Source organism: Streptomyces sp. bgisy027 (assembly GCF_057710365.1).
This window is the reverse complement of record NZ_JBYIVZ010000015.1, coordinates 34922-47881: the sequence shown is the minus strand read 5'-3', so window position 1 is coordinate 47881 and position 12960 is coordinate 34922. Positions and strand designations below refer to the sequence as shown.

Here is a 12960-nt window from a genome sequence, read left to right as displayed (position 1 = left end):
CGCTCGGCCGAGTCCCGCCGTCCACCACCCGCACCGCCCTCACGCCCGCTCACCCGATCGAGCCCCGTCGCCGTCCCCACGCCGCCCACACACCCACTCTCCTGATCAAGCCCCACCACCGAACCCACGCCGCCCACACACCCACTCCCCGATCAAGCCGCGCCGCCGTACTCATGCCGCCCTCGCCTCAAGCAAAGAGCGCTCCCAGAACTCCCGGCAGAACCGCGCCAGTGGTCCTCGCCCGGCCGCCCCCGGCGGTTCCTCGCTCCCGTGCGGTCGCGACAGCCCCGACTCGACCGGCACCTCACCCACCAGCGGCAGGTCCAGCAGCCGGGCCACCTCGCGGTCGTCGAGTCCGGGTGCGTAGGGGCCGCGTACCGCCACCCGCAGGTCCCGTAGGACGAGCCTGGCCGCGGAGGCCACCTGGCGGGCTGCGGCGACCGCGCGGAGTTCGGCGGGGACCACGAGGAGCCCGATGTCGAGTTGGGCGAGGGCCTCGGCGACGCCGTCGTCGATGCGGCGGGGCAGGTCGACGACGACCGTGCCGCCCCGGCGCCGGGCCGCCGCGAGCACCGCTCGCATCGCCTGCGGCGGAACGGCGAGGCATTCGCCGCGGTCCCAGCTCAGGACCCGCAGGGAGTGCAGCTTCGGCAGTGACTCCTCCAGCGCGCCACTGCCGAGCCGTCCGCGCGAGCCGGCGAACGAGGGCCAGCGCAGTCCTTCGGCCGACTCGCCGCCGAGGAGTACGTCGAGTCCGCCGCCCAGCGGATCGGCGTCCACGAGGAGAGTGCGCAGTCCCTCACGCGCGGCGGTGACGGCGAGGGCACAGGCGAGCGTGGAGGCTCCTGCGCCGCCCCGGCCGCCGATCACGCCGACGGTGAGGGCGGGGCTGCCGACGCCCTCGGTGACGTCGGCGATGCGATCGACCAGCCACTGTTCGCCGTCCGGCAGCATCAGGACGTGGTCCGCCCCGATCTCGACGGCCCGGCGCCACACCCCGGCGTCGTCCTGGTCCCGGCCCACCAGCACCACCCCGCCCCTGCGTCCCGCGCCACGCACGCGGCGGGCGGCGTCATCGCCGACGAGGACGAGCGGCGCGGCCTCCCAACTGCCTCTGGGCTCGGGCACTCCGTGGTGGACCTCGGGCGTGGCGCCGGCCGCCGCGCACAGGCGCAGCAGGTCGTCCAGCAGTTCGGCGTCTTCCGTGACGATCAACGGCCTGCCCGGCCGCCCGGAGGCGGCGGACGGCGGATCGTGTGTGACGACTGCGGTCACGGTTTCCGTCCCCCTTCGCTGCATCGCTCGCGCAGCCCGGCGGCCCCGCGATTCCCAAACGTGTGAAGAACCGGCAACCGGCCTCCATATGAACGGCCGATACGAACCGGCCAAACACGCCCGACAAAACGGAACCGGCCAACAAGTCGGCCCGAGCCGGACGCGCTGGAATCACGGTGCAGCGGTCCCGGAAATCGTGTGGATCTTGGTCGATAACTGTGGACAACTCAGCACCTGTGAATATCGCCGTCACCCAAACAGGTGACCCCTGCACCGAACCCCGCACCGACTCCCGCACCGGCCCCTGCGCGACTCCCGCAGAGCAGCACGATGACTACACACGGTCACGAAACATGAGCATGCCGAACAGGCGGCCGCAGCCGCCTCGCCGCAGCCCTGCGGCAGCACTCAAAAAGGGAAAACCCACCCGGACATGCGACGACCCCCGCCGGGGGGGAGAGCGGGGGTCGTCTCCACGGCCGACTCCGGGGGGGGGGAGGAGTCGGACCGGGTTAGCACGGTCGCGAACGATCCGTGACTTCCATGGTGTACCCGAGAGCCCTCTCAGGCAAACCCACGCGCCCACCTTACGCCGAATGGGCTGCGCCTATGCTCAGGGTCGTGGAAAACCACTCCTTGCCCCGCACAGCGGCCTTCTTTGACCTGGACAAGACGGTCATTGCGAAGTCGAGCACGCTCACCTTCAGCAAGTCGTTCTACCAAGGCGGTCTGATCAACCGCAGGGCCGCCTTGCGGACCGCATATGCCCAGTTCGTCTTCCGAGTGGGCGGTATGGACCATGACCAGATGGAGCGCACACGGAAGTACCTCTCCGCGCTCGTCCGCGGCTGGAACGTCCAGCAGGTCAAGGAGATCGTCGCCGAGACGCTGCACGACCTGATCGACCCGATCATCTACGACGAGGCCGCCTCCCTCATCGAGGAGCACCACATCGCCGGCCGCGACGTGGTGATCGTGTCCACCTCGGGCGCCGAGGTGGTCGAGCCGATCGGCGAGCTGCTCGGCGCCGACCGCGTGGTGGCCACCCGCATGGTCGTGGGCGCCGACGGCTGCTTCACCGGAGAGGTGGAGTACTACGCGTACGGCCCGACGAAGGCCGAGGCCATCAGGGAACTCGCCAAGTCCGAGGGCTACGACCTAGACCGCTGCTACGCCTACAGCGATTCGGCGACCGACCTGCCGATGCTGGAGACGGTCGGGCGTCCGCACGCCGTGAACCCGGACCGCGCGCTGCGCCGCGAGGCACTCGCGCGCGGGTGGCCGATTCTCGATTTCCATCGCCCGGTCCGGCTCAAGCAGCGGATCCCCTCCTTCTCCGTACCGCCTCGTCCGGCACTGGTCGCGGCAGCCGCCATAGGAGCCGCGGCGGCCACGGCGGGCCTGGTCTGGTACGCGAACCGACGCCGTACGGCGCCCGCCTGACCTGCGCCTTCGACTTTGCACACACCCCGCTCGACAAACAAGCGCCCGTTTGAAGTGGTTTGAGAGTAAAAGTAAAGAACTGCGGCCAAGCCTTCCGCTTGGTTGTGACCTGGAGTACAAAGGAGTCAACGGCCCGCGAGACCAAGGACATCCGAGAGGATCACCTTAAATACGCATTTGGCCCCACGGACCGAGCATGAACATTGGGCACCCACGCGACGTCGACCCGTCGATTACGGGCCAGCCGCACCAGGCCACGGGCAAAGTTCCCGACCTGATGGGCAACATATCGAGGACGCTTGGTAACCCGGTGAACATGCCAGCGGCGGTACGAATCCTCGTACCGCCGCAACTCTTGTGGGCACCGCGCGGGATTCCCGGAAGCCGACGAAGCCTCACGCACGCGTGCGCCGAACCACTCCGCGCCGCCCTGCTGCTCGCCGTCCCGCTCCGCGCCGTCCCGCTCCGCGCCGGCGAAACCCCGCCCTACGGCACCCGGGCCTACGACACCCGGCTCTGCGGCACCCCGCCCTGCGGCACCCCGCCCTACGCCGCCCCGCGCTGAAGCGCCTCGCACACCGCCGTCGACTCGCGCGCCCCAAGCTCGATCGCCCTGCCGCAGTGGGCGATCCAGGCCGCCATACCCTCGGGAGTGCCGGACACATAGCCTTCGAGGGCCGCCAGATAAGCCGCACGCCCGAGTTCCGCGTGACCGACCTCGGCGGGGCAGACGGACTTGGGGTCGAGGCCGCTGCCGACCAGGACGATGCGTTCGGCCGTACGGGCGACCAGGCCGTTGTTGGAGGTGAAGGGGCGCAGCGCGAGGAGCTCGCCGTGCACGACGGCCGCCGTCACCAGAGCGGGCGCCGAACCGCCCGCGATGATCAGCTCGGCCAGCCCTTCCAGCCGGCCGTGCACCTCCTCGGCGCTCGGCAGCGGAAGCTCGATCAGCGGCTCGTCGACGGGCTCGCCGGCCTGGCGCGGACGCCCGACCTCGCCCTCGTTGCTCGCCGTCGCCACCAGGTGCAGGCGGGCCAGTACGCGCAGCGGCGACTGCCGCCAGATGGACAGCAGTTGGCCCGCCTCGGCCGTCAGCCGCAGGGATGCGCCCATGACGCGCGCCTCGTCGTCACCGCTGAAGTCGGTACGCCGGCGCACCTCTTCGAGCGCCCAGTCGGCACCCGACAGCGCCGCCGAGCCACGGGCGCCGCGCAGCGCCGCCTCGGAGGTGATCTCGTTGCTGCGCCGCCGCATGATCCGGTGCCCGTAGACCCGGTCCACCGCCTTGCGCACGGACTCCACGGACTCGGGCACCCCGGGAAGCGAACCGAGGGCCGCGAGCGGATCGGCTGACGCACCTGTCGTACTCATGAGTACGACACTACGCGCCCCCATCTCGGCACTACGCGCCCGCCTCTCGGCACTACGCGCCCGCCTCTCGGCCGCCGCCACCCCCCAACGAGCTTCGCGCCCCACCGATCGCCCGCACCCCACGATCGAGTGGCCTTCCCCATGCGCCGTACACATACAGCTATCAGAAGACTACTGTTCGTGAAAATGAGAATTACTTTCGTCGGGAAGGGCGGCAGCGGCAAGACGACCCTGTCCTCCTGAAGGTCGTCGGCAACAAGGTGCAGGGTCAGGACGACCTCGACTTCCTCCGCGCCGAGGTCGGGGACGACCTGCTGGTGACCGTCGGGCACTCGGACTGGGTGCGCTCCATGGAGAAGGGCCGTCCGCCCCGGTTCGACCTCCTGGAGGACGACAACCACCTCTCCGCCGGCTGCACACGGCCGTGGACGCGACCTACGAGCTGCGGGACTGGGAGCGCTACACCCGCCAGATGGTGCACTTCCACCTGAAGAACGCCTGGTCCTGGGGGAACGAGCGCACCGGGGCCGACCTGGCTGCGCAGATCGACCCCGGGTTCGTGCTCGGGGAGAGCGTGTGCGCCCCGCCCGAGTGCGACATCCCGCTGACGCCTACTGCTTGAGCGGCGGAGCCCCGGGAACCCCCTTCGGGGCGGGTGCGGGACGTCCGGACAGGAAGGACACCCAGCCCTGCTTCGGGGCCTCGCCGACCTCCAGGGTGCGCAACTTCCGCAGGACCGCCGGGTCCTGGGCGTCGAGCCAGTCGGCGAGCTGCCGGAAGGACACACAGCGCACGTTGGGCTTGTTGCAGACCGCCTCGACGACCTCCTCGACGGCGCGCATGTAGGTGCCGCCGTTCCAGGACTCGAAGTGGTTGCCGATGATCAGGGGGGCGCGGTTGCCCTCGTAGGCGCGGCGGAAGCCCATGAGCAGGCCGTCCCGCATCTGGTCGCCCCAGAACTCGTGCTTGCCGGGGTCACCCTGGCTCTTGGTGCCCGACTGGTTGACCATGAAGTTGTAGTCCATGGTGAGCTGCTCGTAGGAGTGCCCCGGGAACGGCACGAGCTGCATCGACAGATCCCACAGGCCCTCCCTCTTGACGGGCCAGAGCTGGTTGTTGACGCCGCTGGAGTCGTAGCGGAAGCCCATCTCGCGGGCAGCCGTGACGAAGTTCTTGCGGCCCTCCAGACAGGGTGTGCGGGCGCCGATGAGCTCCTTGTCGTAGTCGAAGGGGAGGGGGGACGCCTTCGTCATGCCGGTGTTGGTCTTCCAGGACTTGACGAATCGTTTCGCCTGAGTGATCTCGTCCTTCCACTCCTCCACCGACCACTCGCCGACGCCGCCGCCGCTGCCGCAGAAGTGGCCGTTGAAGTGGGTGCCGATCTCGTTGCCCTCCAGCCACGCCAGGCGCAGCTGTTTCACGGTGTCGCGGATTCCCTCCGCGTCGTTGAAGCCGATGTCGGAGCGGCCCGGCGAGTGCTGCGGGGGCCGGTACAGGTCACGCTTGTGGTCCGGCAGCATGTACACGCCGCTGAGGAAGTACGTCATGGTCGCGTTGTTCGCCCTGGCCACCTTGCGGAAGTGGGAGAACAGCCTCTGCCCGTCCTCGCCGGCACCGTCCCAGGAGAACACCACGAACTGCGGGGGTTTCTGACCGGGCTTGAGCCGTTCGGGCCGGGGCAGATGCGGCTGTGCGCCGGTGTACGCGGTGGACCCGTCACCGATCAGACGGACCGCGCTCCGGGGCACGGGCGCCGCGGGCTTCGCCTTCTGTGGACCGGGCGCCGACTGCCCGCTCGTGTCACGGCTCGCGCAACCGGCGAGCGATGCGGCGCAGACCGCGGCGGCAGCGGTGCTCGCGGCAATTCGGTGTGTCGCGGCGGTTTTTCGGGGGGCGGCGAACCTGCGAGTGGCGGCCATGTTCGGTCCACCTACTTCCTTCTCTCGGAGGGCGACAGCGCCGCCAAGGTCGCACGGGACCGAGAAAGGAATTAATACGACAAGCCGACTAATTAGCTACTTCACTCTTGAGAGGGATTTATTAGTCCATTTGCTCGGAAAATCTATTCCGTCACTTTACTCTGCATTACGATCCGTTTACCGACAGTTGATGCATCCCGCCGCTGTATGCCGTGACCACTCGGCCGCGACCCGACCCCCGCCCCGAGGGGGACCGCCAGACTCGCGGCCGCGCTGCCCGGAGGAGACGGGAAACATGTCAGCCTGCGTTCCGACCCGCGCCGACGAGCCACGTCGAGAAGAGCACAGCCACGAACCACACAGCCCACCGCCGGCCCGCCGCCCGCGCCTCGCGGGTGCCGATGTCTCGGCCTCCATCGCGGTCTTCCTGATCGCACTCCCCCTTTCCCTCGGCATCGCCCTCGCCACCGGCGCGCCCCTCCAGGCCGGCCTCGTCGCCGCCGCCGTCGGAGGCCTCGTCGCCGGACGGCTCGGCGGCGCCCCGCTCCAGGTCAGCGGCCCCGCCGCCGGACTCACGGTCGTCACCGCCGAGCTCATCCACCAGTACGGATGGCGTACGACCTGCGCCATCACCGTCCTCGCCGGCCTCGCCCAACTCGGCCTCGGTCTGCTGCGCGTGGCCCGCACCGCGCTCGCCGTCAGCCCCGCGATCGTGCACGGCATGCTCGCCGGCATCGGCGTCACCATCGCCGTGGCCCAGCTGCACATCGTCCTCGGCGGCGTCCCGCACAGCTCGGTCCTGGACAACCTGCGCGAACTGCCCGCCCAGTTGGCCCGGGTGCATCCCGCCGCCCTGTCGGTGAGCGTGCTGACCCTCGCCCTGCTGGTGCTCTGGCCCAGGCTTCCCGGCCGGGCCGGCAAGCTGCTGCGCAAGGTGCCCACCCCGCTCGTCGCCGTCGCCGTCGCGACCACGGCCGCCTCGCTCATGGGCCTGAGCCTGCCCAAGGTCGACCTGCCGTCCTGGAGCAGCCACGCACTGGCCGCGCTCCCTCAAGGGCCGGTGCTCGGTCTGGTCGCCGCCGTGCTCACCATCACGCTGGTGTGCAGCGTGCAGTCGCTGCTCGGCGCGGTCGCCGTGGACAAGCTGGTCGCCGGCCGGCCGGAGCAGTCCGCCCGGGTCGGGCGCTCCGACCTGGACCGCGAACTGCTCGGCCAGGGCGCCGCCAACGTCGTCTCCGGCGCGCTGGGCGGGCTGCCCATCGCGGGTGTGGCCGTGCGCAGTTCCGCGAATGTGCACGCCGGTGCCGTGAGCCGGAACTCCACGATGCTGCACGGCGTTCTCGTAGTGATCGCCGCGCTGCTGATGGTCCCGATCCTGGAGCTCATCCCACTCGCCTCGCTCGCCGCCCTGGTGATGGCCGTCGGCATCCAGATGGTGTCCCTGCACCACATCCGCACGGTGACCCGCCACCGAGAGGTGCTGGTGTATGCGGTCACCACCCTCGCCGTGGTGTTCTTCGGCGTCCTGGAGGGCGTTGCCCTGGGCATCGCCATGGCCGTCGGCGTCGCCCTGCACCGCCTCACCCGTACCCGCATCACGCACGCCGAGACGGAAGGAGTCCATCACGTACATGTGCGAGGACAGTTGACGTTCCTCGCGGTGCCGCGCCTGAGCCGGGCCCTGCATCTCGTGCCCCAGGGCGCCGACGCCGTCGTGGAGTTGGACGGGTCGTTCATGGACCACGCGGCCTACGAGTCGCTGCAGGACTGGCAGAACACGCACACCGTGCACGGCGGCACCGTCGAACTCGTCGGCCGCAGGTCCGGGGTCCGCATCGGTGAGCCCACGGGACCGGCCGGCCTCCAGGCCCTCACCGGGGTCGCCGCGCAGGAGAGTGCCGACTGCCGCTGCCACCCCTGGACGCCCTGGCGCAACCACCAGTGCGAGATCCCGGAAGCCGCCCTGCTCCGTGACGGGCAGCCCGGAAACGCCCGGGCGACCGGGACCGACGACACCGGTGGAAGCGCGGCGCCCTCAGACTCCGACGGCACCGTCCGCACGGACGGCACCGAAGGCCACGGCGGCACCGGCGAACCCGACAAGGTCAGCGAGCCCAGCCCCACCGGCGGCGGCACGGACGCCCTCTCCCGACCCGACGACCCCAAGGACAGCACCGCCGGCCCAAGCGAGGACGCCGGCACAAGCACGGCCACCGGCACGGGTTCAGGCCCAGGCACCGAAGCAGCCACAGACACCGGTACCGGAGCCGGCACCGGAGCCGGCGCCGGCACAGCCGCCGACGGCAGCCGCCCCAGCGCCCGCCAACTGGCCCGCGGCATCAGCGCGTTCCAGCGCAACACCGCCCCCTTGGTGCGGGGCGAGCTGGCTCGGCTGGCGCGTGAGGGGCAGCAGCCGTCCCAGCTGTTCCTCACCTGCGCGGACTCCCGACTGGTCACATCGATGATCACCTCCAGTGGTCCCGGGGACCTGTTCGTGGTGCGCAACGTGGGCAACCTCGTTCCGCTGCCCGGCCGGGAGAGCGGCGACGACTCGGTCGCGGCCGCGATCGAGTACGCGGTGGACGTGCTCCAGGTCCGGTCGATCACGGTGTGCGGGCACTCCGGGTGCGGGGCCATGCAGGCGCTGCTCACCTCCGAGCCGGGCGCCGCGCAGACCCCGCTCAGACGGTGGCTGCGGCACGGGCGGCCGAGCCTGGAGCGGATGTCCGACGAGGACCGGCCCTGGCCCAGGCTCGCCGGGCGGGCACCGGCCGACGCGGTCGAGCAGCTCTGCCTGACCAACGTGGTGCAGCAGTTGGAGCACCTGCGCGCCCACGAGTCGGTGGCCCGGGCGTTGCGCGCGGGCGAGCTGGAGCTGCACGGGATGTACTTCCACGTGGGCGAGGCGCAGGCGTACCTGCTCACCGAGGGCCACGAGGACAGGGTGTTCGATCACGTGGGTGCGGCGGATCTGTCGGCCTGACACAGGCAGCTGTGCGCGGCCCCGCTGCTTCACGGGGCCGCGTTCCCATGTGGTCGGCACTCCCATGTGATCCGCGCTCCCACGGGGCCCTCGTTTCCGCCTGGGCCCGGCCCGGATGTGAGAGGGGTTACAGACCTGAACCGCCCTCGTCCGGCGTCCGTGGAAACGGATAACCCCGGCACAAACCGCAGCTCGGGGCCCATCCCGTTGACAGGTCTAAACCAATTTTCCGGCGACCCTTGTCATCGGGGCCCCGGGTCTGATGAGCTGTGGCCTGGGACACAACGGACACCCTGGGAAAGGGAGATGTCGTGAGCAACGAAAGCCTGGCCAACCTGCTGAGGGAAGAGCGCAGGTTCGCACCCCCCGCCGACCTGGCCGCGAACGCCAACGTCACGGCGGAGGCGTATGAACAGGCCAAGGCTGACAGGCTCGGCTTCTGGGCCGAGCAGGCCCGTCGGCTGACCTGGGCCAAGGAGCCGACCGAGACGCTGGACTGGTCGAACCCGCCGTTCGCGAAGTGGTTCAAGGACGGCGAGCTCAACGTCGCGTACAACTGCGTGGACCGGCATGTGGAGGCCGGGCTCGGCGAACGTGTCGCCATCCACTTCGAGGGCGAGCCCGGTGCCAGCCGCGCCATCACCTACGCCGAGCTCAAGGACGAGGTGTCGAAGACCGCCAACGCCCTGCTGGAGCTGGGCGTCCGGAAGGGCGACCGGGTAGCCGTCTACATGCCGATGATCCCCGAGACGGCGGTCGCGATGCTGGCCTGCGCGCGCATCGGCGCCGCGCACTCGGTCGTCTTCGGCGGCTTCTCGGCGGACGCGCTGGCCACCCGTATCCAGGACGCGGACGCCAAGGTCGTCATCACCTCCGACGGCGGCTACCGGCGCGGCAAGCCGTCCGCGCTGAAGCCGGCCGTGGACGAGGCGATCGGCAAGGTCGACAACGTCGAGCACGTGCTCGTCGTGCGCCGCACCGGCCAGGACGTCGCCTGGGACGACAGCCGGGACGTGTGGTGGCACGAGATCGTCGAGCGGCAGTCCGCCGAGCACACCCCCGAGGCCTTCGACGCCGAGCACCCGCTGTTCATCCTGTACACGTCCGGTACGACGGGTAAGCCCAAGGGCATCCTGCACACCTCCGGCGGCTACCTCACCCAGACGTCGTACACCCACCACGCGGTGTTCGACCTCAAGCCGGAGACGGACGTGTACTGGTGCACGGCCGACGTCGGCTGGGTCACGGGCCACTCGTACATCGTGTACGGGCCGCTGGCGAACGGCGCGACGCAGGTGATGTACGAGGGCACGCCGGACACCCCGCACCAGGGCCGCTTCTGGGAGATCGTGCAGAAGTACGGGGTGACCATCCTGTACACGGCACCGACGGCGATCCGTACGTTCATGAAGTGGGGCGACGACATCCCCGCGAAGTTCGACCTGAGCAGCCTGCGGGTGCTGGGTTCCGTGGGTGAGCCGATCAACCCCGAGGCGTGGGTCTGGTACCGCAAGCACATCGGCGCCGACCTCGCCCCGGTCGTCGACACCTGGTGGCAGACCGAGACCGGCGCGATGATGATCTCGCCGCTGCCGGGCGTCACCGAGACCAAGCCCGGCTCCGCGCAGCGCCCGCTGCCCGGCATCTGCGCGACCGTCGTCGACGACGAGGCGAACGAGGTCCCGAACGGCGGTGGCGGCTACCTGGTGCTGACCGAGCCGTGGCCGTCGATGCTGCGCACCATCTGGGGCGACGACCAGCGCTTCCTCGACACGTACTGGTCACGCTTCGAGGGCAAGTACTTCGCCGGCGACGGCGCCAAGAAGGACGACGACGGCGACATCTGGCTGCTCGGCCGGGTCGACGACGTCATGCTCGTCTCCGGCCACAACATCTCGACCACCGAGGTCGAGTCCGCGCTGGTCTCGCACCCGTCCGTCGCCGAGGCGGCCGTGGTCGGCGCCGCCGACGAGACGACCGGGCAGGCGATCGTCGCCTTCGTGATCCTGCGCGGCACGGCGAACGCCGACGACGAGAACCTCATCGCCGACCTGCGCAACCACGTCGGCGCCACCCTCGGCCCGATCGCCAAGCCGAAGCGGATCCTGCCGGTGGCCGAGCTGCCGAAGACCCGCTCCGGCAAGATCATGCGCCGGCTGCTGCGGGACGTCGCCGAGAACCGCCAGCTCGGTGACGTGACGACGCTGACCGACTCGACCGTCATGGACCTCATCCAGTCGAAGCTGCCGGCCGCGCCGAGCGAGGACTGAGCAAGGAACTGAGCAAGGAACAGTGCGAGGGGCACCCGGCGACCGCGCCGGGTGCCCCTCGCGTACGTACGGTGGAATCCGACGGATGCGATCCGGCGCACCCTTAGGTAAACTAAGCAAAGCAAACATCACGCACAGGTGCGCCGGGAAGTCTGGTCGGCAAGTGCTCCGTCCTGCCCACCGACCGGAGGTCTCCCTGTGACCGCGCCCCGCACACCCGCTCCCGTCCGCAAGGTCTTCGGACGGCTCTCGCTCCCCGAGCGGACCTTCGTCGCGGACGCGCTGCGCACCGAGACCGTCGGCGGTGTCCTGCTGCTGCTCGCCGCGATCACCGCGCTGATCTGGGCGAACGTACCCGCACTGCACGACAGCTACGAAAGCGTCGGCCACTTCCACCTCGGCCCCGAGGCCCTCGGGCTCAACCTGTCCGTCGAGCACTGGGCCGCCGACGGACTGCTCGCGATCTTCTTCTTCGTCGCCGGCATCGAGCTCAAGCGCGAGCTCGTCGCCGGCGATCTGAAGGACCCCAGGGCGGCCGCGCTGCCGGTCGTCGCCGCGCTGTGCGGCATGGCGGTGCCCGCGCTGGTCTACACCCTGACCAATGTCACCGGGCACGGTTCCTCGGCCGGCTGGGCGGTTCCCACGGCCACGGACATCGCCTTCGCGCTCGCGGTGCTCGCCGTCATCGGCACCTCCCTGCCCAGCGCCCTGCGCGCCTTCCTGCTCACACTCGCCGTCGTCGACGACCTGTTCGCGATCCTGATCATCGCGATCTTCTTCACGTCGCAGATCGACTTCGCCGCGCTCGGCGGCGCCGTCGTCGGACTGGTCGTCTTCTGGCTGCTCCTGCGCAAAGGCGTACGCGGGTGGTACGTGTACGTCCCGCTCGCCCTCGTGATCTGGGCGCTGATGTACAACAGCGGCATCCACGCCACCATCGCCGGCGTCGCGATGGGCCTGATGCTGCGCTGCACCCGGCGCGAGGGCGAGGAGCACTCCCCCGGCGAGCACATCGAGCACCTCGTGCGCCCGCTGTCGGCCGGCCTGGCCGTCCCGCTGTTCGCACTGTTCAGTGCCGGCGTGGCCGTCTCCGGCAGCGCGCTCGGCGATGTCTTCACCAAGCCGGAGACGCTCGGCGTGGTCCTCGGCCTGGTGGTCGGCAAGACGGTCGGCATCTTCGGCGGCACCTGGCTGACGGCACGTTTCACCAGGGCCTCGCTCAGCGACGACCTGGAGTGGGCCGACGTGTTCGCCGTCGCGACCCTCGCCGGCATCGGCTTCACCGTCTCGCTGCTCATCGGCGAGCTCGCCTTCGCCGGCGACGCCACACTGACCGACGAGGTCAAGGCAGCCGTACTGATCGGGTCCCTCATCGCGGCGGTCCTGGCGACGGTGCTGCTGAAGATACGGAACGCCAAGTACCGCGGGATGGTCGAGGACGAGGAGCGCGACGAGGACGCCGACGGCATTCCGGACATCTACGAGCAGGACGAGCCGGAGTACCACCTGCGCATGGCCGCCATCCACGAGCGCAAGGCCGCCGAGCACCGCCGCCTCGCCGAGGAGAAACTCGCCGCACGCCACGCGCGTGCCGAAGTGACGGGCAGGGCAGGCGAGGAGGACCACCGTCGGGCATGATCTGACGGGACGGTACAAAAGACGGAACCGCACCCAGTCAGGCAGAAGACGGATCCGTACA

The 12960-nt window shown here is 70.1% G+C and carries 8 protein-coding genes and 1 pseudogene; 6 read left to right on the top strand and 3 right to left on the bottom strand.

The window, feature by feature from the left end:
• Positions 1 to 171: 171 nt before the first annotated feature.
• Complete coding sequence (gene ssd, locus AC3ETA_RS17265) at positions 172 to 1299, bottom strand: septum site-determining protein Ssd (protein ID WP_432193773.1); 1128 nt, start codon at positions 1297 to 1299, stop codon at positions 172 to 174.
• A gap of 585 nt (positions 1300 to 1884) precedes the next feature.
• Here ssd and AC3ETA_RS17260 point away from each other — a divergent pair.
• Positions 1885 to 2718 (top strand): HAD family hydrolase, encoded by an 834-nt coding sequence (locus AC3ETA_RS17260; RefSeq protein ID WP_432193772.1) that lies wholly within the window; start codon positions 1885 to 1887, stop codon positions 2716 to 2718.
• A gap of 316 nt (positions 2719 to 3034) precedes the next feature.
• Complete coding sequence (locus tag AC3ETA_RS17255) at positions 3035 to 3283, top strand: hypothetical protein (protein WP_432193771.1); 249 nt, start codon at positions 3035 to 3037, stop codon at positions 3281 to 3283.
• Here the strand turns inward: AC3ETA_RS17255 and AC3ETA_RS17250 are convergent.
• The gene (locus AC3ETA_RS17250; RefSeq protein WP_432193770.1) at positions 3265 to 4089 is read right to left on the bottom strand and encodes a Fic family protein; all 825 of its coding nucleotides are present in this window, start codon (positions 4087 to 4089) and stop codon (positions 3265 to 3267) included. The genes AC3ETA_RS17255 and AC3ETA_RS17250 overlap by 19 nt on opposite strands.
• A gap of 230 nt (positions 4090 to 4319) precedes the next feature.
• On the opposite strand from AC3ETA_RS17250, the pseudogene AC3ETA_RS17245 reads away from it, so the two are divergent.
• Positions 4320 to 4711, top strand: a pseudogene (locus AC3ETA_RS17245) (ATP-binding protein); the annotation flags it as partial.
• On the opposite strand, the gene AC3ETA_RS17240 reads toward AC3ETA_RS17245, so the two are convergent.
• A complete protein-coding gene (locus AC3ETA_RS17240) occupies positions 4701 to 6008 on the bottom strand; it encodes a polysaccharide deacetylase family protein (RefSeq protein WP_432193769.1) in 1308 nt (435 codons plus the stop codon). The pseudogene AC3ETA_RS17245 and the gene AC3ETA_RS17240 overlap by 11 nt on opposite strands.
• Before the next feature lie 295 nt (positions 6009 to 6303).
• Between AC3ETA_RS17240 and AC3ETA_RS17235 the strand changes: the two genes are divergently transcribed.
• From AC3ETA_RS17235 to nhaA, 3 genes are all read left to right on the top strand, one after another.
• Complete coding sequence (locus AC3ETA_RS17235) at positions 6304 to 8991, top strand: bifunctional SulP family inorganic anion transporter/carbonic anhydrase (protein WP_432193768.1); 2688 nt, start codon at positions 6304 to 6306, stop codon at positions 8989 to 8991.
• A 311-nt stretch (positions 8992 to 9302) separates the two neighbouring features.
• Complete coding sequence (gene acs / locus AC3ETA_RS17230; RefSeq protein WP_432193767.1) at positions 9303 to 11261, top strand: acetate--CoA ligase; 1959 nt, start codon at positions 9303 to 9305, stop codon at positions 11259 to 11261.
• A gap of 198 nt (positions 11262 to 11459) precedes the next feature.
• Positions 11460 to 12899, top strand: a complete 1440-nt coding sequence (nhaA, locus tag AC3ETA_RS17225) for a Na+/H+ antiporter NhaA (protein WP_432193766.1) — start codon at positions 11460 to 11462, stop codon at positions 12897 to 12899.
• The last annotated feature ends 61 nt before the right edge of the window (positions 12900 to 12960 follow it).